This is a genomic window from Herbihabitans rhizosphaerae, assembly GCF_004216555.1.
In the GTDB taxonomy this organism is placed as follows: domain Bacteria; phylum Actinomycetota; class Actinomycetes; order Mycobacteriales; family Pseudonocardiaceae; genus Herbihabitans; species Herbihabitans rhizosphaerae.
The window spans coordinates 152528-178300 of sequence record NZ_SGWQ01000001.1 but is presented as its reverse complement, the minus strand read 5'-3'; the positions used below and the strand labels follow the sequence as shown (position 1 = coordinate 178300).

Sequence of the window (25773 nt, the reverse complement as noted above, 5' to 3'; positions counted from 1 at the left end):
TGATGCCGTGGCGCTGACGGATCTGGGGTTCACCAAACAGCAGGAGCTGGCCTACCGCGCGCTGGTCGACGATCCGACGATGTCGCTGGCCGACGTCGCCGGCCTGATCGGCTGCGGTCGGAACACGGCTCGCGAGATCCTGGACGGCCTGGTCGAACTCGGCGTGGCGAAGGTGGCCAGGGACGGTGACCTCGGCGTGGCGCTGGCACATCCGGTGTCCGCGCTCGGCGACCTGATCGAGCGGCGTGAGGACGAGCTGCTGCGGATGCACCGCCGCGTCGGCGACACCCGGGCCGAGGTCGCCGAGCTGGGCATGCGGTTCGCCGGACGGGCCGGCCTGGTCGCCGATCCGGACAGCGGCATCGAACGCGTCACCGACCTCGAGGTGTTGCGGGAGCGGCTCGAGGAGCTGGCCTTCTTCACCAGGTCGACCGTGTACGCGGTCCAGCCGGGCGGGGCGCTCAGCGAGGAGATGCTCAACGCGAGCAGGCCGCTGGACCTGCGGGCGCTGCGGCGCGGCGTCGACATGCGGATCATCTACAACACGACGTTCCTCGCCGACCAGTACTGCCGCGACTACCTGCGCGACATCGTGGCCGCCGGTGCGGCCGTGCGGATCACCGACGACTCGCTGGACCGGATGATCATCATGGACAAGCGGGTCGTCGTGGTGCCGATCGATCCCGATCGCAGCCACCTCGGCGGCCAGATCGTGCGGCAGCCGGGCCTGGTCATGGGTTTCATGCGGCTGTTCGACCAACTGTGGGACGCCGCGCGGCCGTTGCCGTGGGCGGACGAGGAGGACGAGCGGGCGTTCGTCCCGACCGACGAGGACCGCCAGGTGCTGGCGCTGCTGGCGTCCGGGAGTACCGACGAGACGGCGGCCAGGGCGGCGGGCATCTCGGTGCGGCACCTGCGGCGGCGAGTGGCGAAGCTGATGGAGCGCCTCGACGCCGGCAGCCGATTCGAAGCCGGCGTCGAGGCCACTCGCCGCGGTTGGATCTGACGATTCACGGCCGCCAGCAGTAGAGGTTCACATACGCCGAATACGAATACGGGCCACCGGTGACGTTCGAATAGGTCACGCGGCAGTCGAACCGGCGAAACCCGCCAATACTGGCCTTCCAGTACGCCTGATCCTGCGCCGACCAGAGTGCGAGCTGCTGTGACGAACCGGAGCCGAATCCCGTGTAGTAGCCGGAAACCGCGGGTGCCGGCGTCGCCGCGGCCACGCCCGCTCCGGACAGCGCCACCGTGCCGGCCGCGGCCACGGCACCGAGCCACCGAACTGTTCTTCCCATTTCATTGCCTTCCTGTTGTGTCGGAATTGATTCGCCTGAACGACAAGGTGAGAAAGCCCGCCACGATCGCGATCAGCGCGCCGATGACGAGGAATGCGGTCGCCGGGCCGTACGCCTCGGCGAGGAGACCGCCGCCGAGTGGACCGAGGGGCTGGGCGATCATCGAGATGAAGATGGCCGCGGCCTCGACCCGGCCGGCGAGGTCGGTTGGCGTGAGCCTGGCCTGCTCGGTCTCGAACGCGACGTTCGCGACGCCGGACAGAAACAGCACGACGGCGAGCAGCAGGCCCTGCGCGAGCGGCTGGGTGACCACGACGAACAACAGCGTGGCCGCCCCGATGCACCACGAGGTCAGCGTCAGCACCGTGTGCGGCGCGTCGGCCGAGCGCAGCCGAGGCGCGGCGAGGGCGCCGGCCAACGAACCGATCGAAGCGAGGGCGACGATCAGGCCGCTGGACCGTCCGCTCGGGTCGGCGTGCGCGCTGGCCGTGATCGTGACCAGCATGAGCGCGCTGAACGTGGCGTTCATCCCCGCGCCGTAGACGATCAGGATCGTGCGCAGATACCGCTGCTGCCACAGGAATCGGAAGCCGGCGGTGATCTGGCGCGGAGTCAGGCGGGTGGCGTCCGGCGCCGGCCTCGACCGGGTTCGGATCGTGAGCAGGCAGCCGAAGGACACGAACATCGCGCCCGCCTGCACGGCGAACGGCAGCGCGGGTGCCACCCCGAACAGCGCGCCGCCGGCCAGCGGCCCGGCGATCTGTGTCGCGGCGTTCCTGGCCTGCAGCCGGGACATCGCGAGGCCGAGTTGGTCGGCCGGCACCGCCGCACGCAGCAACCCGATGGCGGCCGGGGCGTAGAGGCTGCCGAGGATCGCCACGGCGACGCTGGTGATCACCACCGCCGGCATGGCGGGCGACCCGGCGAGCACCGTCGCGGCGAGCGCGGCCGCGATCAGCGACCCGGCGAGTTCGCAGTACCGCATGAGCCGGTGCCGTTCGACCGCGTCGGCCACCGCGCCGGCCGGGATGATCGCGATCAACAACGTGGCGGCCGAGATCGAGCCGACCAGACCCGCCTTGGCCGTGGAACCGGTCTGCTGCAACACAAGTAGCGGCAGGGCGAGTGCGGCCATCCGCGAGCCGAGGCCGGCCAGCGTGCCGCCCACCCAGATCAGGTGGAAGTCGCGATTGCGGCGCAGCGGAACCGCCGTGATCGTCTCGCCCATGGGTGTCTCCGTAATCCGGATCGTGCGGTGGTTCGCCGCGTCCGCGGGCGAAGGCGGCGAACCACCGCGTCACCAAGGCGGTCAGCGCTGGGTGACGATGATGACGACGGACTTGCTGCTCGGGCAGGTCTCGGCCCCGAAGGCCAGACCGTCCACCTCAAGGCCCTGCAGGTCGAGGATGTTGGTCATGTTGTTCACCTCCTTCACGGGTGCGGACGGGCGTCGGCGACCGGGTCTCGAGGTACGGCAGCACCGCGCGCGTACCGTCGAAGACCGCGTGCAGGGCGAGCAGAATGCCCGCCGAGCCGGTCGCCAGATCCAGGGACAGCCGCAGCAACTGATCACCTGGGAAGACCAGGTTTCCGTTGCGCGACAACGCATGTGAGCCGAAGCGGTGCACGTGTTCGCGCAGCACGTCACGGTCGGTGCCGAGCCGCGCCAGCGTCGCCACGAAGCCGGCGCGCCCGGAGAACAACCCGGGCAGGTAGACGAACGGCACGGCGCACCCTCGGCGGATGCCGGCCATGATCCGGTCGGTTTCGGCGTCCCGGTGGTGCCGGGTGAACTCGTGCAGTACGAGCGCGACACCGCTGCCGCCGCCGTCGAGATACGGCACCGCCCGGTGCTCGGCGCGCAACTGGAAGGTCCCGTCGGGGAGCGTCTCGCCGTTGTCCAGATCGCGCCGCAGGCCCTGCCAGGCGAGATCGAGATAGCGGGCGTCGCCGGTCTCCTCGTGCAGGTGCAGCAACAGCAGCGCCACTCCGGACGGTCCGCGCAGCAGGCCGCGACCGGTCGGCCAGGTCCCGCTCGCCGCGCGTGCGGCGACGTCGTGGCCGAGTTCCAGCGCGGCGGCCCGCAACTCCTGGTCACCGGTGGCGCGGGCGAAGTGCAGCAGGTTGACGGCCCGGCCGGCGTGCCCGCCGTAGAGCGTGTCCGACGCCGGCAGACGGTCGAAGGCGCGCGCCACGTCCAGCACATCGAGCGCCTCGTCGCGCCGGCCCAGCTCGTCGAGCACCGCGGCCACGCCGTGCGGCCCGTTGTACAGACCCAGTGCCGGGCGCGTCGGTGCGTCCTGCACGGCGCGCACCATCCAGCCGACGTGCTCGTCGGCCACCGGGGCGCCCACGCGGTGCAGCGCGAGCAGCACGCCGGCGGCACCGTGGGCGAGGTCGAAGCCGCCGGTGCGGAACTGCTGCGGGCTGCCGGGGAACAGCCGATCGGTCCGGTCCGGCGTCGCGCTGTCCAGAATGCCGGCGACCAGCGAGTCCCTGATCGTCGGCCAGGACGGGTCGGCGAACAGGTCGGCGGCGCGATCAGGTGCCGGCGTGGCGCCGGCCGGGTGCGTGGCCGCGACGAACCGGTCGGCGAACTCGGTCGGCATCGCGTTGTCCCGGCACGCCTCGGCGGCCAGCGTGACCGCCTTGGCCCGGTCCAGGTCGGTCAGCGGCGTCAACATCGTGAACAGGTAGACCCGCAGGCAGTTCAGCGCGTAGAGGTCCACCTCGGCGCCGGTCAGCCCTGGTGGTGCGATGAATCCCGGCGCGCCGAGTCCGGGCGGGACGTCGTCGGTGAGGTCGGCGGCGAACTCGAAGTCGACGAACACGACCTCGCCGTCGGGCTGGATCAGGATGTTCGCGGGGTGCAGGTCACCGAACCGGACGCCGCGCGAATGGACGGCGCGCAGTGCGGTCGAGATTCGCTCGAGAACGTCCACGGCCCAGTCGCGGTAGTCGCGGATCTGTCCGGTGATCTCCTCGCTGGACGCGCCGGGCGCCAGCGAGGGGCTGCGCGTCTGGATCGCCCGCAGCAGCGTGGTGCCCTCGATGAACTCCTCGACCAGGAAGTGGTGGTCCTGCACCACCCGGTGGTCGAGCACATGGGGAACACAGTCCAGGCCGGACAGCCGGGCCAGCGTGTCGTGCTCACGGCGCAGCCGCTGGACCGCGTCGGTGCCGTGACGGTCCAGGCCCGCGTGCGGCCGGGCCTCCCGGAGCACCACCTTCGTGCCGGACGAGTCCTCGCCGACGTAGACGCCGCCGCCGTTGGAGAAGTGCAGCGCCTCGGTCACGCGGTAAGGGAAATCCGCCGCGCTCGCTTTCGTCCGCGCCTCGATATGGGGACGCAGTACGTCCGGGATCGCCGCCCATTCCGGGACGGTGAACACGGGCTCGCGCCGGTCCGGAATCAATTCCCCGCGCGGGTCGGCGATGGCCAGTGCCGGATCGTCTCCGCCGTCGTGACACCACATTTCGTCGAAAGCGCCGTAACGGACGTAGAGCGGTCCCTTTCCGATGCGCAGATCGCCGAGAACGTAAGGGCCGGAAAGGCCGGAGAGTCGCGCGTCGAGTTCGGTCAACGCGTGTGCGAGCTGGGCGTCGTCACGGGGATACAGCGTGACGAGCTTTCCGCTGGACCCGCGCCGCGCGTACTTGGCGTTGAGGATCAGCATCGCGTCGGCGCTGCGCAGGAACTTGAAGTCGAGATCGTTCGCGGCGCAGTAGTCCCACACGATGTCCAGGCAGCGCTCCGCGTCTTCCCTGGTCACCGAGACGTGGATCTTCCAGCCCTGAGCCGGTGGGCGGCCGTGGGGCGACGCGAGGCCGACCCAGAGGTCCGACTCGCCCCGGCCCCAGTTGGTCGGAGCCGGGCGATCGGCCACGGCGAACCTGGTGGCGCCGTCGTCCATTCGGTCGGGCCGGTCGAAGAACGATTCGTCCGCGACGCAGTACAGGGAAAGCATTTGATCCATGGTCGATCACTCCCTGGCTTACCGGTCGTTGTCCCGTCGCGAACAATGCTCGGCGAACGGCGGGCTCGCGGAAAGGGATTTGTCGGGCAGCAACAGGACGGACGCGATGGCAGGAACGTGACACGGGATCGGGCAAAGAAAAAGGGTGCTCGATCGGTTCGAAACCGATCGAGCACCCTTTCAGGGTCTTAATCGCAGGCGGTCAGCCCCAGGCGAATGCTCCGCATTGGTCGTCCTCGCCGGGGTCGCCTTGGCCTGGCTCGCCCTGGCCCGGTTCGTCGCCGGCCGACTGGGGGAGTGACTGCGGCACCGGGCCTCCCGGGGGCGGCGGACACTCGCTGGGGTCGCCGTCCGACGGGATCGGCGATAACGCCGACGGTGGAGTCGCCGGGGTGGCGAGTGCGGTCGTTCCGATGCTGAACGTCGCCGCCACGGCGAGGAAGACGGCGGCGACGCGGCTGGTCAGGTTTCTCATGATCTCCCCAAATGATCGCTCCTGGCGCCCGTACCGGGCGGGATAACTTTCCGCAATCCGGCGGACGTAGGGAAGAACCGGCGTTGTCAGCAACAGGACGGACACCATGGCAGGAACGTGACCGTAACGCGTGAAGGCGGGGTGAACGCCACCTTCACGGGGTGTCGTGCCACCATCGTGGCGTGACCACAGCGCTGATCTACCTGGTCGTCATGATCCTCGTGGCGGCCGTGGTGTTCGTGCTCGCCTCGGTGGTGTTCGGCCGGGGCGAGGAGCTGCCGCCGCTGCCACCCGGCGCGTCGCCGACCAGGCTGCCCGCGTCCGGCGTCACCGGCGAGGATCTGCGCGACCTGCGCTTCCAGCTCGTGGTGCGCGGCTACAAGATGTCCGAGGTGGACTGGGTGCTGCAGCGGCTCGGCGGCGAGCTGGACTCACTGCGCGCCAGGGTCGCCGAGCTGGAGGAGCAGGTGGCCGAAACCGACCACGAGGCGCCTCGGTGACAGATGGTTCGGCGGTCGTCGGGGAAGACGGCCGGGCACGGTGCTCGTGGGGCGGCTCGACGCCGGACTACGCCGCGTACCACGACACCGAGTGGGGTGTGCCGCTGCACGGCGACGCCGCGCTGTTCGAGCGGTTGTGCCTCGAGGCGTTCCAGTCCGGGCTGTCCTGGCTGACGATCCTGCGCAAGCGCGACGGGTTCCGGCGGGCGTTCGCCGACTTCGATCCCGCCGCCGTGGCGAAGTTCGGCGACGACGACGTGGCACGGCTGATGGCCGACACCGCGATCGTGCGCAACCGTCGCAAGATCGACGCGGCGATCGGCAACGCGCGCGCCCTGCTGGAGCTGGACGAGCCGTTGGACACGCTGCTCTGGTCGTTCGCGCCACCCGCCGAGGGGCGGACCCGGCCGTCCTCGATGGACGACGTGCCGGCGGTGACCCCGGAGTCGACCGCCATGGCCAAGGAGCTCAAGCGCCGAGGGTTCGCGTTCGTCGGCCCCACCACCTGCTATGCCCTCATGCAGGCCACCGGCATGGTCGACGATCACATCGCCGGCTGCTGGCGCGCCACCTGACCCTCGCGAGTCCCGCGCTGTGCACCGGCGAGTCCCGCGCCCTGCACCCGCGAGTCCCGCGCCCCGCATCGGCGAGTCCCGCGCTCTGCACGCCGTTCAGCACTGGTTCACCTCGGACTGGAACGCTGATTCCGTGCACGACACGACGGGGGAACGCAGGCCCATCACCGACCGGTTCTCCGACTTCTGCGCTGCGGTGATCCGCCGCCTGCCGTTCGGACTGAGCCGCATCGTCCCGCCGAGCCTGCTCGGCTTCGCGATCATCAACGGGTTCACCTTCAGCGTGGACATCGGGTTGCTCAGCCTGATGAAGGTCGGCCTCGGCTGGCCGTCGGGCATCGCGTTCACGATCGGCTACGTGATCGCGTTCGGGCTGGCGTACTACCTCAACCGCACGTTCAACTTCCACTCGCACGCGCCGGTCGGCCCGCAGGCCCTGCTGTACGCGGTGGCCGTGTTGATCAACTACCTGGCGTTCATCCTCGGCGTCGGCGCCGGGCTGACCTCACTCGGCGTGCACTATCTGCTCGCGCGGCTGCTGGCCGGCTCCTGCGAGGCGGTCTACATGTACTCGGTCATGCGCTGGGTGATCTTCCGCGACATGCTCAAGCAGGCCGAGCCGCACCACGAGGGTGCGACTCAGGGTGCCGAGGGTGGGACTCGCGCGGTCAGCGGGCGATGAGTTGACTCTCGGTGCGTGGCTCTGACCGGATCGTGGTGTTTCGCGCACAGTGGCGGTACGCTCGGGCTTAACGATGGTGATAACCATCACCAGTAGTTGCCTGGGGGCAATTCATGCGCAGATCGATCGCAGTCGGCGCGATTCTCGCGGCAGTCTTATCGCTCACCAGTTGTAGCTGGTCCAGCACGCCGCCGGAGCCATCCCCGTCGGCCACGCCAACGCCCAAGCTCACCGTGATGGTCAACGTGTGGGCACTGGGCTGGCTGGTCGAACAGATCGGCGGGGAGCTGGTCGGCGAGGTCAAGGTGTTCGAGAGCAAGCCGCACGAGCCGCCGGCGCAGGGTGACATCGACCAGATGCGGACCGCCGATTCGGTGCTCTACATCGGCAACCTGTCCGCCGAGGCCGCGACTGCCCTCGGTGCGCGGGCCAAGGCCGATCCGGAGCGATTCCAGGACATCAGCGCGCTGGACAACATCGCGCTGCTGACCGCGCCGCCGGAGTTGGGTGACGATCGGCTTCCGGGCAACCGGGACCCGCACGTATGGCTGGATCCGGCCGGGCGAATGGTCACCGTCGCTCGCAAGGTGGCGCGTTCTCTGGTGAAAGCGGTGGAGCAGCGGCCCGAGTTGGCCGACGCGCGCGCCAGGCACACCGACGGCATCAACCAGCGCCTGGGCCAGGCCACCACCAAGCTGGTCGAGATCCGTGACCGCCTGAAGCTGAAGGCGGCGGGTTGCCGGAACAAGACGATCGTCCCCGAGCATCCGGCATACGCCTATCTCGTGGAATGGCTCGAATTGAAACAACTCCCGGTGACCAGAATTTCGTCCAAGACGCTGCCGTCGGCCCAGGCCGAGGAGCGGCGTGCGTTGTTGCGGACATTGTGGCAGACCGAAGGTCACCGGACCCTGTTCCTGGAACACTCCAAGGGGCCGCAGGGGAAAAACCCGGACGCGGAACGAAAGGAAATCGACGAACTCGCCGACCAGTTCGGTGCGATCTTCGAATATCTTTCCTCGCTGGAAAGTCCTCCGGAGCCGAAGCCGGGCGAGAGTGAGCGAAAATATCCGGAAGCCCTGGAATACGTCGTCGATCAGGTGAAGAAGGGGTTGAAGTGCTGACCGGTCCGTTTCGTGACGCCAGTGCGGTCGACCTCGTCATTCTCCTGATTGGCGTAGCGCTCCTCGTCGTGGCCGTTCGCTGGGCCGGCCGAGCGCCCAAGACGAAGCTGGACCGGCAGGCCCCGGACCTGGCGCCGAGGGACCGGCTGAGCGTCGAGAACGAACTGCGGAAGACCAACCTCGAGATAATCGGCGCGGTCGTGCTTATTATCGGTGTCGCGTTCACCTTCCTGGAATGGCGCGCGACGAAAGACCAGTTGACGGTCAACCAGGAAACGCAGAGCAGTGACCGGCTGGTGAAGACGATCGGTCAGATAAGTTCGAGTGAGCAGGCCGAACAGGTCGGCGGAATGTACGGGCTTCGCAATCTCGCGGTGGACGCGGCGGCGAAGGGCGACGATTCCTATTACCGAGTTCTCGACCAAACGCTGAGCGCCTACATCCGGCAGCATGTGCCGTGTCTCGCGTCCTGCCCGCCGAAACCGGGAGGCGCCGACCCGAGAGCGACCTACACTGTCCAGGTCGCGCTGTCGCTGTTGGGTGACAAGGAAGGACGGCTCGACCGCGACAAGATGAATCAGGCACGGCAGAAGGAAATGGTCGACCTCCGTGGTGTGGACCTCCGCGAGATGAACCTTCGCGGCCTGTACCTGGGATACGTGAACTTCCAGGGATCCAACCTCAGCTCGTCCGATCTCACCGACGCCAATGTGAGCAACTCCGACCTGCGGCGAGTCGTGCTGAACAACGTGATCGGCCGCGAGAGCGTCATCGCGGACGGCACCCGGTGGCCGTAGCCCGCCGGGTGCCGCCGCGGTCAGTGGCCGGTGAAGGTGGGCTTGCGCTTGTTCACGAAGGCGTCGACCGCCTCCCGGTGATCGGCCGTGGCGCCGAGCTTGTTCTGTCCGACACCCTCGTGCGCCAGCGCGGCGGACAGATCGGCCGACGCGGCGGTCAGCATCGCCGACTTGATCTCCGCGTACGCCGAGGTCGGACCGGTCGCCAGCCGGCCGGCCAGCGCCACCGCCGTGGACAGCACCGCGTCGTCGTCCACGACCTGGTTGACCATCCCGATGTTCAGCGCCTCCTCGGCGGTCACCGGGTTGCCCAGCAGCATGATCTCCATCGCGCGCCCGTAGCCGATCAGCCTCGGCAACGTCCAGGACGCGCCGGAGTCCGCGGTCAGCCCGATCCCGGCGAAGGCCATCATGAACTTCGCGCCGCGCGCGGCGATCCGCAGGTCACACGCGTACGCGAAGGACGCGCCGGCGCCGGCCGCGGTGCCGTTCACCGCGGCGATCACCGGCTTGCCCATGCCGGTGATCGTCTCCACGATCGGGTTGTAGTGCAGCTCGACCGTCCGAAGTGGAGAGTCGTCGCCCGAGGTCAGCGCGGCCACGTGCTCCTTGAGGTCCTGCCCGGCACAGAACGCCCGGCCGGATCCGGTGAGCACGACCGCGCGCACCGACTCGTCCTCGGCCGCCGCCCGCAGCGCGGCGAGCAGCTCCTCCTTGAGGTGCGTGGTCATCGAGTTGAACGAATCCGGGCGGTTCAGCGTCAGCGTGCGCACACCGCCGGCGTCCTCGGTCAGCAGCACCTGGTCAGACAAGATCAACCTCCGTGTCGGGTCACGCACTCGACCTGGTCCGGCCGCCCCGGTTGAGGCAGTCGTCCAGGAACTCCTTGGCCGCCGGCGCGAGCCGCGCGGTGTGCTCGTCGAAGAACCGGGCCGCCCTGTGTCCCGGCCAGTCGGCCGGCAGCAGCTCGTCGGGCAGGCCCGGATCGCGGAACAGGAACTTCCGCCACGCGTGCAGCAGCCGCTGCGACGCGGCGAACGCCTCGGCCGGCGAGTCACCGTCTACTTCGGACATTCGCTCGTCCCATTCGGACACGAACGCCCGGTAGTCGCGGCCCAGCGTGTCCAGGTCCCACGCGCGGGTGGCGAGCGCGGTGTCCCCGCCGTCGACACCGCCGTCCAGCTCGCCGTGGAACACCCGGGCGAGCACCTCCTCGCCGGCCAGTACCTCGGCGATCTCCGGCGACGGGCGGGGTGCCACCCAGGTGGCCGGCCCCAGCGGCCCGTACCCGAGCAACCGCAGCGAGGACGCCAGCCGGTCGCGCGCGTGCCGCACCGGTAGGTCCTCCAGCACCACCACGTGCCAGCGGCCGTCCCAGGTGGACGGTCGGGTGCGGTAGATCCGCGCGCCGGCCTCGTCCAGCCGCCGCTGCCCGCGCGGGGTCAGCGTGTATCCGGGGCCGTCGTCGAGGCGGATCGGGGCGAGCCAGCCCTGGCGCACCATGCGCGACACCGCGGTCCGAATGGCGGGCGCGCCGAAGCCCAGCGGTTCGAGCAGACGAACCAGCGCGGCGATCGCGGCGGACCCGCCCCGAGAGCGCAGGTATCCGCCGTACACGTCGAACAGCGCTGATCTGGCACGCACGATCGCGAGTCTGGCAGGTTGCCGCGCATTGTCGCCACATCACCCACATGACCGACTCTGTGATGACATTGTGATCACAGAGTGATCGTGCGACACGAATGATCGGTTCGATTTCGCCGCCGTGAGTGGATAGGGGAGAATGACTCTCACCCGATCGGCGGTTGCCGATCGGGCGGCAGGCTCATGACGGAGGGAGCACGCTATGGCGGCCATGAAGCCCCGGACCGGTGACGGTCCCCTCGAGGTGACAAAGGAGGGTCGGGGCATCGTGATGCGCGTCCCACTCGAGGGAGGTGGGCGACTTGTCGTCGAGATGTCGGCGGAGGAAGCCAGCGCCCTCGGGGACGCGCTGAAGACCGCCGCAGGCTGACGCTCGACCCGTCCCCACACCAACGCCCCGACTCCGTGACTCGGAGCCGGGGCGGCGTTTCGTGAAGTCCCGAAGTCCGGAGGTACCTTGCCACGCTCCCCGCTGCCGACGCTGCCCACCCCGCTGCCGACCGTCGAGGTCGCCGGCGACGCGCGCCGCGGTGTCCCGCACGTCGTGCTCGGCCGCCCCGGCGAGGCGACAGACGACGAGGTGACTGTCGCATTGGGACCGGGCGGCGACGCGCTCGACCAGGAGTGGATCACCTCCTGCGGCGCCACCGGCAAGGCGGGCGAGACGCACGCCGCGCCCGGCCGCACGCCGCGCTGGCTGCTCGGGGTCGGCGACGGCGGGCCGAAGCAGTGGCGCACCGCGGGCGCGGCGCTGGCCCGTGCGGTCAACGGCAGGGCCAAGTCCGACTCCGACGCCGGGCGCACCGCCGCGCGATCGGTCCAGGTGCGCTTCGAGGACGGTGCCGACGCGGAGGAGATCGCGGCGTTCGTGCTCGGCGTGACGCTGGGCGGCTACGGCTACACGGTCACCTCCGAGCAGGCCTTGCCGACGCTGCGCACGGTCCGGCTGATCGTGGCCGAGGACCGGATCGCCGAGGTCACCGCGATCGTGGCCAACGCGGTCGGCATGGCCGAGGCGACGGCGTTCACCAGGGACCTGGCGAACACCCCGTCCAATGTGAAGGACCCGGCCTGGCTGGCGTCCACCGCGGCGCGTGTCGCCGACGGCGTGCCGGGGCTGCGCGCCACCGTGCGCGACGAGAACTGGTTGTCCGACAACGGGTTCGGCGGCGTGCTCGCGGTCGGCGGCGGCTCCTCCCGGCCGCCGAGGCTGATCGAGCTGAGCTGGCGGCCGCGCGGCGCGACCGGCCCGCACCTGGTGTTCGTCGGCAAGGGGATCACGTTCGACACCGGCGGCATCTCGATCAAGCCGGCCGACGGCATGCACCTGATGCGCACCGATATGGCCGGCGGTGCCGCGGTGATCTCCGCGCTGATCGCGATCGCGCGGCTGCGACTGCCGGTGCGGGTGACCGGTCTGGTGCCGTGCGCGGAGAACCACGTGTCCGGGTCGGCGTACCGGCCGGGCGACGTGGTGCGGCACTACGGCGGCCAGACCACCGAGGTCACCAACACCGACGCCGAGGGGCGCATGGTGCTGGCCGACGCGATCGAATACGCCCGCGCCCGGCTCAAGCCCGACCACCTGGTCGACGTCGCGACGCTGACCGGCGCGATGAAGGTGTCTCTCGGCGTGCGCACCGCCGGCCTGTTCGCCACGGATGACGCGCTGGCCGAGCGGGTGGCCGAGGCGGGCGGCCGGGTCGGCGAGGCGTGGTGGCGGATGCCGCTGCTGGAGGAGGTCGCCGACGCGGTGCACAGCGACATCGCCGACGTGCGCCAGATGCCGAAGGGGCCCGGCGGGATCGCCGCCGCGTCGTTCCTGCGCGCGTTCGTGGGCGAGACCTCGTGGGCGCACCTGGACATCGCCGGCCCTGCCCGCGCGGAGAAGGCCTACGACGAGGTGGTTCCCGGCGCCTCCGGTTTCGGTGCGCGCACCCTGGTGGAGCTGGCCGCGTCGTTCGCCTGACGGAACACCTTGTCCAGCACGAGGAACTTCAGCACGAACACGGGTACGGCGCTGGCCACGTAGGCCGCGACCACGACGATCGTGCGCAGACCGCGGCCGTCGATCATCGGCGCGAACTGCCGTTCGGCGATCGTGGTCGCGAGGATCACCAGCGCGCCGGCGGTGAGCGTGACCACTGTGTAGACGACGGCGTCCCAGCGCAGGTGCCCGTGCCGGTCCCAGGCCCAGCGCCGGATCACCAGGAAGTGCGGCACCGCGCCGGCCAGGAACGCGACCGTGCTCGCGGTGACCGCGTTCGTGCCGCCGATCCAGTACAGCGTGGCGAGCACGAGTTGGCTGAACGCGGTCGCGCCGAGGGACGCGGTGGCGAACCGGGCGAAGGCCATCCGCAGCCTCTGCCCGGGCGCCGCCCCCAGGCGCGTCCGCGTCACGTGACCATGGTGCGCGCGCCAACCTGAGATCGCTGAGAACCGTAGTGTCGCCAGGTCACGGCCAGCACGCCGATCAGCGCCACGAGCATGGCGGCGGCCAGGATCCGGAAGTCGATGACGGCGGGCGACAGGCCGCCGGGACCACCCTGGGGGGTCACGACGATTCCCGGACCGGCACCCGGCGGCGGACCGCCCATGATCACCCGGCCGGGCCCGCCGGACATCGACAGGAACGGCAGGTAGGAGAACAGCGACGCGAACTGGGTGAGCACCGGCGCGTACCAGAGTTCACGCGGCAGCCAGAACGCGGCGATCACGGTCAGCACGTCGGCCGTGTAGAAGTACCGCTCGTGCATCGACGGCAGCAGGAACGGCACCAGTAGCGCGGACACGGTGGCCGCCAGCACGATCCTGGTCGGGGTCAGTTCGACCCGCCGCGCGGCGACGATCAGGGCGAGTACCACCACGCCGGTCACCAGTACGCCGGCGATCCGGAGTGTTTCCGAGGAATCCACGGTGAGGAACTGGTACGCGTTCGGCGCGTTCATGGTCAACTGGCCGTAGCTGTCCGCCTGTTCGAGATAGATCGACAACAGCGCGCTCGGGCTCGCGCCGGCCAGTAGCGCGGGTACGCCGAGCATGAAATAGACGCCCGGAATCGCCAGCAAGGCGCGCCACGGCAGCCATTTGCGTACAGCGAGCAACAACAGCACGGGAAAAAGAAACACCGCCTGCAGTTTGAACGAGAACGCCAAGCCGAAGGACACACAGGCCAGCCACGGTCGGCGCTGTACCAGGTAGTACAGCCCGCCGACGGAGAACGCCACGTAGATCGAGTCGGCCTGCGCCCACATCGAGCTGTTCAGCACCACCGTCGGCAGCAGCACGGTCACCACCGCACCGCCCGGCGCCACCCACCCGTTCGGGTATCTGGTCGCGAGAAGGCGGTACGCGTACCACCCCAGCACGCCGTCGAACACGATCGAGATCAGCTTGACCGCCACGAGTGGCGGAATCGGCAGATACGTCGCGCCGGCGAGCAGATAGAGATACGGCACGTTGTAGTTCGCGAACTGGTGCTCGAATGCCGCGAATCCGCCATTCTGCTCGATGAACTCGTACCAGTTGCGCACGAATCCCGTGTAATCCGCCGACTCGTAGTCGAAGAAAATCAGCCGCACGGCGAATGCGGTCATCACAATGGCGGTCAGGACGCTCGCTTTCTTCCACACAGACACGGGACAACCGTGGCCGCCCGAATTCGGAACGCGCTGTGTGTCACCTGGGTGCGAGCTGTGCGTCAGCCGCGCAGCACCGATTCGTACACCCGCACGGTCTGCTCGGCCACCGACGTCCACGCGAAATCCCGCTCCGCCCGCGACCGCCCCGCCTCGCCCATGCGCGCCGCCAGCGCCCGATCGGCCAGCACCGAGTTCACCCCGGAGGCGAGCCCCGCGGCGAAACCCTCGGGATCGTGCTCGTCGAACGGCACCAGCACCCCGGTCACCCCGTCGTCCACCACCTCGGGGATCCCGCCGACGTCGGAGGCCACCACGGCGGTGCCGCACGCCATCGCCTCCAGGTTCACGATGCCCAGCGGCTCGTACACCGACGGGCACACGAAAACCGTTGCGGCACTGAGCATCTGGCGCAGATCCTCGGGCGGCAGCATCTCCCGTACCCAGAACACGCCGTCCCGCGCGGCGGCCAGCTCGGACACCGCGGCCGACGTCGACGTGGCGATCTCCTCGGTGTCCGGCGCGCCCGCGCACAGCACCACCTGGGCGTGCGGGTCCACCGCGTGCGCCGCCGCGATCAGGTGCGCCAGGCCCTTCTGCCGGGTGATCCGCCCGACGAACAGCACGATCGGCAGGTCCGGGCGAATTCCCAAGCGCCGCAACACATCCGTGCGCTCAACCGGGTGGAACGCGTTGGTGTCGATGCCGTTGCGCACCACGTGCACGCGCGCCGGATCCAGCGTCGGATAGCAGGCGAGCACGTCGGCGCGCATGCCCTCGCTGACCGCGATCACCGCGTCGGCCGCCTCCAGCGCGGTGCGCTCCACCCACGACGACAGCCGGTACCCGCCGCCGAGCTGCTCGGCCTTCCACGGCCGGCGCGGCTCCAGCGAGTGCGCGGTCACCACGTGCGGGATTCCGTGCAGCACATGAGAAAGGTGACCGGCGAGATTGGCGTACCAGGTGTGCGAGTGGACCAGGTCGACATCACCCGTGGCGGCGGTTATCGACAGGTCCACCGACAGGGTGCGCAGCGCCGCGTTGGCGTCGATCAGCGCGGCGTCGGCGGCGTGCGCGTGCACCCCGTGCGCACCGCGCGGCGAGCCGAAGCAATGCACCTCCACCTCGATCAACTCGCGCAGACAGGCGACCAGGTGATCGACGTGCACGCCCGCCCCGCCGTACACCTCCGGCGGGTACTCGCGCGTGAGCAACCCGATCCGCACGTACCCGACGGTAGTGCGGATCCAGGGTCGTGGTCACTATCCTCGACAATCGTGCGGGTGCAGCCTCACGTGCTCGGGATGGTGCTCGCCGGCGGCGAGGGAAAGCGGCTCTGGCCGCTGACGGCCGACCGGGCGAAGCCCGCTGTCCCGTTCGGGGGCAACTACCGGCTGATCGACTTCGTGCTGTCCAACCTGGTCAACGCGGGTTTTCACCAGCTCTGCGTGCTCACCCAGTACAAGTCGCACTCGCTGGACCGGCACATCTCCACCACGTGGCGGCTGTCCAGCGTGCTCGGTCAGTACATCACCCCGGTTCCGGCGCAACAGCGGCTCGGCCCGCGCTGGTACACCGGCAGCGCGGACGCGATCTTCCAGTCGCTGAACCTGGTGCACGACGAGAAGCCCGACCACATCGCGGTGTTCGGCGCCGACCACGTGTACCGGATGGACGCGGCGCAGATGATCGAGTCCCACGTGGACTCCCACGCCGGCGTGACCGTGGCCGGCATCCGGGTGCCGCGCGCCGAGGCGAAGGCGTTCGGCTGTATTGACTCCGACGCCTCCGGCAAGATCACCCGATTCCTGGAGAAGCCGGACCAGCCGCCGCACGTGCCCGACGATCCGGAGGTCACCTTCGCGTCGATGGGCAACTACGTGTTCCGCACCGAGGTGCTGCTGGAAGCGTTGCGTGCGGACGCCGCCGATCCGGAGTCGATGCACGACATGGGCGGCGACATCATCCCGATGCTCGTCGACGCGGGCATTGCGAACGTGTACGACTTCGACGACAACGCCGTGCCGGGCGAGACCGAGCGCGATCGGGGGTACTGGCGTGACGTCGGGACGCTGGACGCGTACTACGACGCGCACCTGGATCTGGTGTCCGTGCACCCGATCTTCAACCTGTACAACCAGCGCTGGCCGATCCGCACGGCGACGCCGCCGCTGCCGCCGGCCAAGTTCGTGAACTCCGGCACGGCATTGGAGTCGATCGTCGGCCCCGGCACGATCATCTCCGGCGCGACCGTGCGCGACTCGGTGATCAGCGCGGACGTGATGGTGGACGACGGCGCGCTGGTCGAGGGCGCGGTGCTGCTGCCCGGCGTGCGGATCGGCAAGAACGCCGTGGTGCGCAAGGCGATCCTGGACAAGAACGTGGTGGTCGAGCCGGGCGCCACCGTCGGCGTCGACCACGCCGAGGACCGCGGCCGCTTCACCGTCAGCGCCGGCGGCGTCACCGTCCTCGGCAAAGGCGTCCGAGTGGAGTGATCGCGGGCTACTGTCCGATGCGTTCGAGTTGGAGCATTTTGACTGCTCTGTAGTTGACTTCGGCGCCGTCGCACACGGAGTGCAAGATGCCGTTGTAGACGAGGTCCCACAGCTTGGGGTTCAATTGAGCTGCCGTCAGACCTGGCTCCACAGAGCGCCCGTTCTTGTCGACAAGCTTGAGACCCCAACTGCCGACGCGTTTCGTTACCTCGACCGTGGTGAGCTCATAGATCTTGACGTAGTTGTCGTGTTCTCTATACCAATCGCTCCCTGCGGACATCTCAAAACTGGACGCCGCCAGATAGCCGAGCCCGCCCATTAGCACTACTGCAATCCATAGTGACCGCATTTCGATCATCCAAGCGAATCCCCAGTCCTTGAGAATGAGGAACACGATGGCTATCGCCGCATACAAGAGAGCTCCTTGCAGCTTGCTACGACGAGACGAAACGTAGTATTCGATTATTGGCCCTTCGCCTTCGGGAGGTTGTGGGGCGCGCCGCTTCTCGCCTGGCTCGGATGTGCGGCCGCTCGACTGAAGGGGAGCCGCCGGCGGGCGCGGCTCCCCGGTGTCGCGGTCTGGTATGGGTGGGAGTTCAACGGTGTCCACGGCAATCCGTTCTATCACAGCCGTCTGTTGACCCGGGAATGTCGGATGCGATTCAGTCGCAGGGCCGGGCCCTATCTTTAGGCCCCTCGATCGTGGCGACAATTTGCGCTCGCACAAACTTGGACGTCTTTTCGAGTAGGCCGGCGAGCTTGAACCAGTCGTCCAAGAGGATTGACTCGGCATTGCGGCGCTCAATCACGACCTCGTTGAGCAAGGTTATCAGCTTCGTCATCGTGACTTCGGCGTCATCGTCCACCCGAATCCCCGAGTTCGAGATCGGTGTTGACGACGATCTGCTGACGGACGAGCCGCGCCGTGCGCGCAAGGATTTCGGCGAGCCGGTGCCAATCCTTGTCAGGGATCGGCTCCACGACGATCCGTTGTGCGATGTCGCCGAGCAGGGCCCGCAGCCGGGACAGCACGGTGAGGAGATCGACGTCTTCGGGCGTGGCGACGTGCGGGTCAGACATCGCCGGCCTCGGGGTGGCTGGCCGGGGCAGGCAGATGCCGGAGGCGTTCGAGCAGGGGCCAAGGGGCGTCGTCGCGCAGTTGAACGGTCGGGCCGGTGTGCAGCGGGTTGTGGACGGACGTGCAGCCGGGGACGTTGCACAGGTGAACTCTGCGGTGGGCTCGGTGTCTGTTCATAGGGTCCGACGCTAGAAACGATCATCGAACCGACGTTGCCACTGTGGCAAAGGCCCCCGAACGGGCTACACCGGAAGCCCAGCGCGGTACGCGATCCCTCGCAGTTCCCGACCAACCGCGTCTCGCTTGGCCTTCGCCAGCAGTTCGGCGATCACCGACCGCATGAACGGGTTGCGGTGCACGCGGGCCGGGGAGATCTGCTCCGCACGCCGGATCATCAGCACCGCTTCGTCCTGGCGCCGTGGCAGTCGGGCCAGCGCCCGGCCGTACTCCCGCCAGTAGGCGGACTGCCGGGTAGGCGACGGCAGCGCTGCCGGGTCGACGGTCGTGGCGATTCGGGCTGCCTCGGCGTGCTCCCCGGCTTCGAGCGCGACGCTCATACGCCATACGCCCACGTTGGATGGGCCGAACCCGAACCACAGCGCGTTGCCGTCCCCGGTGCGCTCGGCCAGCTCGGCAGCATGATCGAGTGCCGCCGCCCGTTCGGTCTGATTACCGTTGGACGCCGCGACGAGCGATGTGGCCAACGTCAGCATCCCCGTCACCTGCATGGCTTCGCTGCTGTCGGTGCCGACCTCGGTCGCGGCCAGGGTCTCGTTCGCCAGGTCGAACGCTCCCGCACCGAGCAGACCGAACGCGGTGCCGAAGGCGCTGACCGCCCGCGTCATCGGGGCGTCGAGTTCCTCGGCGGCAACCTTCGCCAGCGACGCCGCCTGCCACGCGAGGTCGACCGACGCTCCGATGTCCATCAACCACGCCTGCGTGCCCTGCACATGGGTCAGAGCGAGCAGGTGCAGCAGCTCGCGCCGATTCCTGCCGTCGGCGGCGGTTGTGTGCAGGTCCCGGATCAGCCCCGGCAGAGCCTCGCCGACATCGGCGTACCGACAGTCCCGTTGTGCGGTAAGGACTTCGGTCACCCGTGCGGCAAGAGCGTCGATGGGCAGAACGACGCCCCGCGGCTCGCCCATCGCCACCGACACCAACGCGAGCCGCACCGCGTTCAGCGAGCGATCTTCATCCAGTTCGCCGGGCGTCGTCATGGCCATGGTGGTGATCTCGCTCGGCGCGACTTCCAGTGCGTTCGCCAGCGCGACGATCAGAGAGCGGCGATCGAGCGCCCGCTCCCCGCTCTCAAGCCGCGACAGATACGACGGCGATATCCCGGCCAGACCTGAGATCACGGTCAACGACTTGCCACGAGCGTGCCGGACCTGCCGCAGTCTGCGGCCGATCTCCGAATGCGACTCTGCCACCACCGGGGACCTCTTCGCGGAGTCGATCTCTCCGCCTTGAGGGTACGGCACAGGCCGGCGAGCTAGCTGCCTTCGTTGTGCTCGGCGATCAGCTTCGGCGACACAGGAGAGTCATACTCGGAAAGTGCCCGCGTCGAGTAGTTTCACGCTGTCGCCGGCCGCAGGGGTTCGATGAGCTGGGAGCCGTGACACGGAAACCCAATCCCCGCTACGGACTCGCCGTCGCCGCCGGCTCTGTCGGCGCCGCTGTGGTGATGTTCCTGATCGGGATCGGGCTCGGCATTTTCGGTGAACTGGGGCGCCTGGTCGACTCGAGTTCGCCGCCGCCCCAAGCGCCGGGCGTACTCGGGCTTGTCGGCGTGCTCGGCTGGCTCCTGCGGGCCGGCGCCTGCGTGCTCGCGGTGCTCGGTCTGATCGCCGGAGTCGGCCATGCGATCGGAGTTGAAGAACGGCCTCGCTAGCGGGGTCGGCTGAGTACGCTTGAGATGTGGATGACCACACGCCCGCCGAGCCATCGCCAGAGCAGCCGGGGCAGTACCAGGGCATGTGGCACATGTCGCCGGTCGGCGACGCCGGCCAGCACGGCGGGTCCGGCCTCAAGCTCGGTGCCGCCTTCGCGGCGGGCGTGGTCGTGATGTTCCCGTTCGTGCTCGTCGCCGGGGTGTTCTGGGGCTGGTGGTGGTCCGATGAGACCGCGACCGCTGGCGGCTGGGTGACCATGCTGTTCGGCGTCGCCGCGGCCGTGTCACTCGGCGGCTGGGTCGCGACCAACGACGGTTAGACGCGCGCGGCCGCCAGCAGGCCCTCGCCGAGCGGGAGCAGCACGGGCACCAGCCGCTTGTCGTCGCGCACCGCGCGGGCCAGCTCGCGCAGCGCCGTGGTCTCCGGATCGCGCCGCGCCGGGTCGATCAGCTTGGCCTGCCACAGCACGTTGTCGAACACCATCACGCCGCCCGGCCGCAACAGCCGCACGCCTTGCTCGTGATAGCTCGGGTACTCCGGCCGCGCCGCGTCCACGAACAGCAGGTCATAGCCGCCGTCGGTGAGCCGCGGCAGCACGTCCAGCGCCCGACCCATGATCAACCGGGTTCGCCCTGGCGGCACGCTGTCCTCGGTGAACGCCCGCTTCGCCGCACGCTGGTGCTCCGGCTCCACGTCGATCGAGGTGAGCACGCCGTCGGGGGCCATGCCGCGCAGCAGGTACAGCCCGCTCACCCCGGCGCCGGTGCCGACCTCCACCACCGCCCGCGCGCCGAGCACCACGGACAGGAACCGCAGCGCGGCGCCGGTGCTCGGCTCGACCGGCCGACAGCCCAGCTCCGACGCGCGTGCCCGCGCGCCGGTCAGCGTGTCGTCTTCGGGCAGGTAGCCCTCGACGTACTCACGCAGCTCGGCCGCACCTGGTGTCGGCGTTTCGGACGTCACGGAGTGCGAGATTAGCGGGATGCGCTCCGCAATCGGCGCAACCCCACGGAGAAACGGGTGATCGCCCTACCCGAGGCCGGGTGCCAGGCCCAGTGATCGCCGTGTCCGGAACCGGGAGAGTCGTGCTCGACATCGCCGGAACCTGGAGGAATACGTGCGACGCAGACATCTCGCGGCCGGCGTCCTCGCCTCGCTGATCGCGACGGCCATCGTGGTCCCGCTGGCGGTGGCGGCCCCGAGCACGAGTGACCCGATCACCTGGCACGCCTGCCCGGACGGGCTCGCGCTGGAGTGCGCCACGCTCACCGTGCCGCGTGACCATCGCGCGCCGGACGGCCCGACGATCGAGGTCGCGGTGTCCCGACTCAAGGCCGCCGACCCGGCCCGGCGGCGCGGCGTGCTGCTGCTCAACCCCGGCGGCCCCAGCGTCCCCGGGCTCGACCTGCCGCTCACGATCGCCGCGACGGCGCCGCGCGAGTTGACCGACAGCTACGACCTGATCGGCTTCGACCCGCGTGGCGTCGGCCGCAGCACGCCGGTCCACTGTCAGCTCACCCCTGAGCAGCTCGACCCGACGAAGCTGTTCCCGTATCCGGCGCCCGACGGTGACATCGCCGCGTCGGTCGCCTACTCCCGCCAGGTCGCCGAGCAGTGCGGCCGCCACCACGGCGACCTGCTGCCGCACATCACCGCCAACACCGCCCGCGACATGGACCTGATCAGGACCGCACTCGGCGAGCAGAAGATCTCCTACCTCGGCGTCTCCTACGGCTCCTACCTCGGCGCGGTGTACACGACGCTGTTCCCCGAGCGCTCCGACCGGATCGTGCTGGACAGCGTGTTCGACCCGAACAAGATCTGGCGGGAGGGCTGGCGCGACTGGGGGCCGGCGCCCGAGGAGCGGTTCGACGAGTTCGCGGACTGGCTCGCGGGCCGGCACGCCGAGTACGGGCTCGGCGCCACCCGGCGGGCCGTGCGCGACACCTACCTCGGACTTGCCGCCCAACTCGACGCGCGCCCGGTCCCGATGCCCGGCAACTCCTTCCGCGCCGCGACCCGGTACGGGCTCTACAGCGACCGCGCGTTCGACGGCACGGCGAAGCTGTGGCAGGCGGTCAAGCGCGGCGAGACCCCGCCGGGGCCGGGCGGCAAGCTGCCGTTCGGCGCCCCGTTGTGGGCGATCGTGTGCGGTGACGCGGGCTGGCCGGACAACGTCGCGCTGCACCAGGTCCAGGTGCACGTCGACCGGCTGCGCCATCCGATCACCAACGGCCTGCCGTCCAACATCTGGCCGTGCGCGTTCTGGCCGGCCAAGCCGGCCGAGCTGGTGATGAAGATCACCGACAACGGCCCGAGCAACGTGCTGCTGACGCAGAACCTGCGCGACCCGGCCACACCGCACTCGGGCGCGGTCGCCATGCGCGCCGCACTCGGCGAGCGGGCCCGGCTGGTCACCGTCGACCAGGGTGGGCACGGCGTCTATCCGCACACCGGCAACGCCTGCGCGACCGTGACCGCCACCACCTTCCTGGTGCGCGGTGACCTGCCGAAACGTGACGTGTGGTGCCCGCGATGAAACTCTCAGGCGCATCTCAGCAAGCTCTCACTACGGTCACATCACGGGCGGCCATATTTGAGGCTCGACAGCGCACACTCGGGACAATCGGGGGACAGGGGAACACAGTGACCGATCCGAACGTTGACTCCGGCAGACACGATCGTCGCCAGGAGGTGCGTACCCACCCGATGCAGACCTCGACGCAGAGTTCCACTGGAACACACGAGGAGCCCCAGACGCAGCCACAGCCGGTCGAGCTCGCCGAGCAGACCAGCTGGACACCGCCGTCGTGGGACGAGGTGGTGCGCGAACACGCCGACCGCGTGTATCGCCTGGCGTACCGGCTGTCCGGCAACGCGCACGACGCCGAGGACCTCACCCAGGAGACGTTCATCCGGGTGTTCCGCTCGCTCGCGTCGTACAAGCCCGGCACGTTCGAGGGCTGGCTGCACCGGATCACCACGAACCTGTTCCTGGACATGGTGCGCCGCCGCTCCCGGCTGCGCATGGAGGGCCTGCCCGAGGACACCGACCGCATCGTGGGCGACGACCCGAGCCCCGAGCAGGTGTACGCGGCCACCCACCTGGACCCGGACCTGCAGGCCGCGCTCGACGAACTGCCGCCCGAGTTCCGCGCCGCGGTCGTGCTGTGTGACGTCGAAGGTCTGTCATATGAGGAGATCGGTGCCACCCTCGGAGTGAAACTCGGTACTGTGCGCAGCAGGATCCACCGCGGCAGGCAGGCGCTGCGGGCGTCGCTGGAGCGGCGGCGAGAGTTGGCACGGGAGGGTTCGGTATGACCGAGCTGCGCGGGTGGAGCTTCTCCGAGCAACACCTGCTTCCGGATGCCGTGGTGGCATTCGTCGACGGCGAACTGTCCGCCACGGTCACCGAGCGCGTCGCCACGCACGCCGCGCGCTGTCCGGCGTGTGCCGCCGAGATCAAGGCGCAGCGCACCGCGCGCTCCGCCGTTCGCTCGGCCGACGCACCGTCTCTTCCGGCCGGCCTGCTGGCCAACCTGCGGGCGATCCCGCAGAGCTGTGATCTTCCGTCCTCGCCGGACGGGCTCGCCATGACCGCCGACGGCCAGATGGTCGTCGTGCAGCGACCCGACCGGGCCGCCGCCCTGGCCAAGGACGCCCCACTCGGCACCAGCGCCCCGCTCGGCTCGTCGCCGAAGCTGGGGGAGGGCAGCACGGTCCTCGGCCGTGCGGGTGGCATGGGCAGGCGCGCCGGAGCCGGCGTCGTCGTGTCCGGCCTCATGATCGGCGCGCTCGCGCTGGCCCTGCCGGGCAGCGGCGAGGAGCCGCAGGAGCAGGGCCGTCCCGCGATCACCGGCGACCTGAACGCCCGCTTCGGCGGCCACCAGCAGTCCCCTGCGCCGCCGGCACCTACCAGCTCGCCGGCGCTCGTACCCGCCGTCCCAGCCGGCCGGTAACACCCACTTCACCGGCTCCCAGGCACCCTTGTGCCTGGGAGTTTGGCGTCGGACACCCGGGGAGCGATGAGCGAGCAGTCCAACAACGGCAACGGTGACGAGCGCGCGCCCGAGCACAGGCTCGGCCCGCGCCCGATCACCCGCACGCCCGTTGACCCGGCACAGGCCGCCGTGTTCGGCCGGCCGGGCGGCGTCGACTCCGCGTTCGCACCGCCGCCGGGCGGTACCGGCGGCCCCCGCATCGGCCAGCGCTCGCTCGGCATGGCCCCGCCGCCGGCCGAGGCGCTGGTGAGCGCGTTCGGTCGGCCACCCGGCCAGCCCGACACCGTGCTACAGCGCCCGCCGGACGCCGCGCCGCCCGACGACGGCAAGGACGACCCGCTGTGGGCCGGCAAGGGCGACGAGCCGAACCCGTGGCGCGACCCGGGCGCCGGCGCCATGATCGGCCCGCCGGCCGTCGGGCCGGAGGACTCCGACGACGAGAAGAAGTCCAAGCCGACCACTCCGGGCTCGATGCTGAGCCTGTCCCAGGTGCTGTTCGGCCGGACCGTCAAGCCGCTCGCGCTGGGCGTGCTCGGCCTGGTGGCGCTGCTGATCGGCACCGTGGGCGGGGTCGCCGGCTGGTTCCTGGCCAACCAGGGCGAGGACCTCACCGACGGCTCGGTCACGCTGTCCGAGGTGTCGCCGGGCAAGGAGCGCCAGGCCGGTTCGATCGCCGAGATCGCCGGCCGGGTCACCCGAGGCGTGGTGTCCATCGAGGTGCGGGGCAACCAGCTCGCCGGTGTCGGCTCCGGCGTGGTGATCCAGGCGGGCGGGTACATCGTCACCAACGACCACGTGGTCGCGCCGGCCTCCCGGGACACCAGCGCCAAGATCACCGCCGTGTTCAACGACGGCACCCGCGCACCGGCCCGCGTGGTCGGTCGTGACCCGAAGACCGACCTCGCCGTGGTGAAGGTCGAGGTCACCAACCCGACCGTGGTGCAGCTGGGCAACTCCGACAGCCTCAAGGTCGGCGACACGGTGGTCGCCATCGGATCGCCGCTGGGCCTGGCCGACACGGTCACCGAGGGCATCGTCAGCGCGCTGCACCGTCCGGTCACCGCCGCCGGCGACAACGGCGAGCCGCCGATCAGCTACGACGCGATCCAGACCGACGCGGCGATCAACAAGGGCAACTCGGGCGGCGCGCTGGTCGACTCCACCGGTGCGCTGGTCGGCATCAACTCCTCGATCCGCTCCAGCGAGGGCAACGACGGCTCGATCGGCCTCGGCTTCGCGATCCCGGTGAACGCGGTCAAGCGCATCGCCGAGTCGCTGATCCAGACCGGCAAGGTGCAGCACGCCGATCTGGGCGTGAACGCGCGATCGGTGTCCGCGGAGACCTCCGAGGGCGCGCTGGTGGTGAACGTCCAGGCGGACAGCGCCGGTGCGAAGGCCGGCATCCAGCAGGACGACGTGATCACCAAGATCGGCGACCGGACGGTGCGCAACGCGGCCGAGTTGACCGTCGCCGTTCGCCAGCACGCCATCGGGGCGACGGTCCCCGTGCAACTCGCCCGCCAGGGCAGCCAGTTGACCGTCCAGGTCACCCTCCAATCCGACTGACTTTGGCTAGGCTGGCAGCGGAGGTGTG

At 69.7% G+C, this 25773-nt stretch carries 29 protein-coding genes; 15 read left to right on the top strand and 14 right to left on the bottom strand.

What is annotated here, in order from left to right; all coding sequences use genetic code 11:
- The first annotated feature begins 7 nt into the window (after positions 1 to 7).
- A complete protein-coding gene (locus EV193_RS00915; protein WP_130342010.1) occupies positions 8 to 1006 on the top strand; it encodes a hypothetical protein in 999 nt (332 codons plus the stop codon).
- 4 nt (positions 1007 to 1010) lie between these two features.
- Here EV193_RS00915 and EV193_RS00910 read toward each other — a convergent pair whose 3' ends face one another.
- From EV193_RS00910 to EV193_RS00895, 4 genes are all read right to left on the bottom strand, one after another.
- Positions 1011 to 1301, bottom strand: coding sequence for a hypothetical protein (locus tag EV193_RS00910; protein WP_130342009.1), 291 nt, complete (start codon positions 1299 to 1301; stop codon positions 1011 to 1013).
- Position 1302: 1 nt separating this feature from the next.
- Entirely contained in the window at positions 1303 to 2529 is a 1227-nt protein-coding gene (locus tag EV193_RS00905) for an MFS transporter (protein ID WP_130342008.1), read from the bottom strand.
- Positions 2530 to 2686: 157 nt separating this feature from the next.
- Entirely contained in the window at positions 2687 to 5278 is a 2592-nt protein-coding gene (lanKC, locus tag EV193_RS00900) for a class III lanthionine synthetase LanKC (RefSeq protein ID WP_130342007.1), read from the bottom strand.
- A gap of 202 nt (positions 5279 to 5480) precedes the next feature.
- Positions 5481 to 5753, bottom strand: coding sequence for a hypothetical protein (locus EV193_RS00895; RefSeq protein WP_130342006.1), 273 nt, complete (start codon positions 5751 to 5753; stop codon positions 5481 to 5483).
- Positions 5754 to 5935: 182 nt separating this feature from the next.
- Between EV193_RS00895 and EV193_RS00890 the strand changes: the two genes are divergently transcribed.
- The 5 genes from EV193_RS00890 to EV193_RS00870 all read left to right on the top strand — a co-directional run bounded on the left by EV193_RS00890 (position 5936) and on the right by EV193_RS00870 (position 9431).
- A complete protein-coding gene (locus EV193_RS00890) occupies positions 5936 to 6253 on the top strand; it encodes a DivIVA domain-containing protein (RefSeq protein WP_130342005.1) in 318 nt (105 codons plus the stop codon).
- On the top strand, positions 6250 to 6828 hold the full coding sequence (locus EV193_RS00885) for a DNA-3-methyladenine glycosylase I (RefSeq protein WP_130342004.1): 579 nt from the start codon (positions 6250 to 6252) through the stop codon (positions 6826 to 6828). Before EV193_RS00890 ends, EV193_RS00885 begins: the two co-directional genes overlap by 4 nt.
- 133 nt (positions 6829 to 6961) lie before the next feature.
- Complete coding sequence (locus tag EV193_RS00880; protein ID WP_242613074.1) at positions 6962 to 7510, top strand: GtrA family protein; 549 nt, start codon at positions 6962 to 6964, stop codon at positions 7508 to 7510.
- Positions 7511 to 7746: 236 nt separating this feature from the next.
- Positions 7747 to 8634: a metal ABC transporter substrate-binding protein gene (locus tag EV193_RS00875; protein ID WP_165401162.1), complete on the top strand. Its 888-nt coding sequence runs from the start codon at positions 7747 to 7749 to the stop codon at positions 8632 to 8634.
- Between the two features lie 68 nt (positions 8635 to 8702).
- Complete coding sequence (locus tag EV193_RS00870; protein ID WP_130342001.1) at positions 8703 to 9431, top strand: pentapeptide repeat-containing protein; 729 nt, start codon at positions 8703 to 8705, stop codon at positions 9429 to 9431.
- A gap of 20 nt (positions 9432 to 9451) precedes the next feature.
- On the opposite strand, the gene EV193_RS00865 is transcribed toward EV193_RS00870, so the two are convergent.
- Complete coding sequence (locus tag EV193_RS00865) at positions 9452 to 10246, bottom strand: enoyl-CoA hydratase-related protein (RefSeq protein WP_423202131.1); 795 nt, start codon at positions 10244 to 10246, stop codon at positions 9452 to 9454.
- A gap of 16 nt (positions 10247 to 10262) precedes the next feature.
- The gene (locus EV193_RS00860) at positions 10263 to 11075 is read right to left on the bottom strand and encodes a PaaX family transcriptional regulator (RefSeq protein ID WP_130341999.1); all 813 of its coding nucleotides are present in this window, start codon (positions 11073 to 11075) and stop codon (positions 10263 to 10265) included.
- Between the two features lie 202 nt (positions 11076 to 11277).
- On the opposite strand from EV193_RS00860, the gene EV193_RS00855 reads away from it, so the two are divergent.
- Entirely contained in the window at positions 11278 to 11445 is a 168-nt protein-coding gene (locus EV193_RS00855; RefSeq protein ID WP_130341998.1) for a DUF3117 domain-containing protein, read from the top strand.
- A gap of 87 nt (positions 11446 to 11532) precedes the next feature.
- The gene (locus tag EV193_RS00850; RefSeq protein WP_130341997.1) at positions 11533 to 13044 is read left to right on the top strand and encodes a leucyl aminopeptidase; all 1512 of its coding nucleotides are present in this window, start codon (positions 11533 to 11535) and stop codon (positions 13042 to 13044) included.
- Here the strand turns inward: EV193_RS00850 and EV193_RS00845 are convergent.
- From EV193_RS00845 to glgA, 3 genes are all read right to left on the bottom strand, one after another.
- Positions 12969 to 13475 (bottom strand): GtrA family protein, encoded by a 507-nt coding sequence (locus tag EV193_RS00845; RefSeq protein ID WP_130341996.1) that lies wholly within the window; start codon positions 13473 to 13475, stop codon positions 12969 to 12971. The two genes, EV193_RS00850 and EV193_RS00845, sit on opposite strands and share 76 nt — an antisense overlap.
- Entirely contained in the window at positions 13472 to 14713 is a 1242-nt protein-coding gene (locus EV193_RS00840; protein ID WP_130341995.1) for a DUF2029 domain-containing protein, read from the bottom strand. The genes EV193_RS00845 and EV193_RS00840 overlap by 4 nt, the downstream gene beginning before the upstream one ends.
- Before the next feature lie 62 nt (positions 14714 to 14775).
- A complete protein-coding gene (glgA, locus tag EV193_RS00835) occupies positions 14776 to 15939 on the bottom strand; it encodes a glycogen synthase (RefSeq protein ID WP_130341994.1) in 1164 nt (387 codons plus the stop codon).
- Positions 15940 to 15990: 51 nt separating this feature from the next.
- Here glgA and glgC point away from each other — a divergent pair, with 51 nt between their 5' ends.
- The gene (glgC, locus tag EV193_RS00830; protein ID WP_130341993.1) at positions 15991 to 17208 is read left to right on the top strand and encodes a glucose-1-phosphate adenylyltransferase; all 1218 of its coding nucleotides are present in this window, start codon (positions 15991 to 15993) and stop codon (positions 17206 to 17208) included.
- Between the two features lie 7 nt (positions 17209 to 17215).
- On the opposite strand, the gene EV193_RS00825 is transcribed toward glgC, so the two are convergent.
- The 4 genes from EV193_RS00825 to EV193_RS00810 form a co-directional block, all read right to left on the bottom strand.
- The gene (locus EV193_RS00825; RefSeq protein WP_130341992.1) at positions 17216 to 17818 is read right to left on the bottom strand and encodes a hypothetical protein; all 603 of its coding nucleotides are present in this window, start codon (positions 17816 to 17818) and stop codon (positions 17216 to 17218) included.
- A 52-nt stretch (positions 17819 to 17870) separates the two neighbouring features.
- Positions 17871 to 18074 carry a hypothetical protein gene (locus EV193_RS00820; RefSeq protein WP_130341991.1) on the bottom strand — a complete coding sequence of 68 codons (204 nt, stop codon included), beginning with the start codon at positions 18072 to 18074 and terminating at the stop codon, positions 17871 to 17873.
- Positions 18064 to 18288: a hypothetical protein gene (locus tag EV193_RS00815; RefSeq protein WP_130341990.1), complete on the bottom strand. Its 225-nt coding sequence runs from the start codon at positions 18286 to 18288 to the stop codon at positions 18064 to 18066. The genes EV193_RS00820 and EV193_RS00815 overlap by 11 nt, the downstream gene beginning before the upstream one ends.
- A 240-nt stretch (positions 18289 to 18528) precedes the next feature.
- A complete protein-coding gene (locus EV193_RS00810; protein WP_130341989.1) occupies positions 18529 to 19716 on the bottom strand; it encodes a helix-turn-helix domain-containing protein in 1188 nt (395 codons plus the stop codon).
- A gap of 185 nt (positions 19717 to 19901) precedes the next feature.
- Between EV193_RS00810 and EV193_RS00805 the strand changes: the two genes are divergently transcribed.
- Positions 19902 to 20177, top strand: a complete 276-nt coding sequence (locus EV193_RS00805) for a hypothetical protein (RefSeq protein ID WP_130341988.1) — start codon at positions 19902 to 19904, stop codon at positions 20175 to 20177.
- A gap of 26 nt (positions 20178 to 20203) precedes the next feature.
- A complete protein-coding gene (locus EV193_RS00800; protein ID WP_130341987.1) occupies positions 20204 to 20497 on the top strand; it encodes a hypothetical protein in 294 nt (97 codons plus the stop codon).
- Here the strand turns inward: EV193_RS00800 and EV193_RS00795 are convergent.
- Entirely contained in the window at positions 20494 to 21141 is a 648-nt protein-coding gene (locus tag EV193_RS00795; protein WP_130341986.1) for an O-methyltransferase, read from the bottom strand. The two genes, EV193_RS00800 and EV193_RS00795, sit on opposite strands and share 4 nt — an antisense overlap.
- Positions 21142 to 21295: 154 nt before the next feature.
- On the opposite strand from EV193_RS00795, the gene EV193_RS00790 reads away from it, so the two are divergent.
- The 4 genes from EV193_RS00790 (at position 21296) to EV193_RS00775 (ending at position 25745) form a co-directional block, all read left to right on the top strand.
- The gene (locus tag EV193_RS00790; protein WP_130341985.1) at positions 21296 to 22717 is read left to right on the top strand and encodes an alpha/beta hydrolase; all 1422 of its coding nucleotides are present in this window, start codon (positions 21296 to 21298) and stop codon (positions 22715 to 22717) included.
- A 170-nt stretch (positions 22718 to 22887) separates the two neighbouring features.
- Positions 22888 to 23499, top strand: coding sequence for an RNA polymerase sigma factor SigE (gene sigE, locus EV193_RS00785; RefSeq protein ID WP_130341984.1), 612 nt, complete (start codon positions 22888 to 22890; stop codon positions 23497 to 23499).
- Positions 23496 to 24137, top strand: a complete 642-nt coding sequence (locus EV193_RS00780; RefSeq protein WP_130341983.1) for an anti-sigma factor family protein — start codon at positions 23496 to 23498, stop codon at positions 24135 to 24137. Before sigE ends, EV193_RS00780 begins: the two co-directional genes overlap by 4 nt.
- Positions 24138 to 24203: 66 nt before the next feature.
- The gene (locus EV193_RS00775; RefSeq protein WP_130341982.1) at positions 24204 to 25745 is read left to right on the top strand and encodes a S1C family serine protease; all 1542 of its coding nucleotides are present in this window, start codon (positions 24204 to 24206) and stop codon (positions 25743 to 25745) included.
- Positions 25746 to 25773 lie beyond the last annotated feature (28 nt).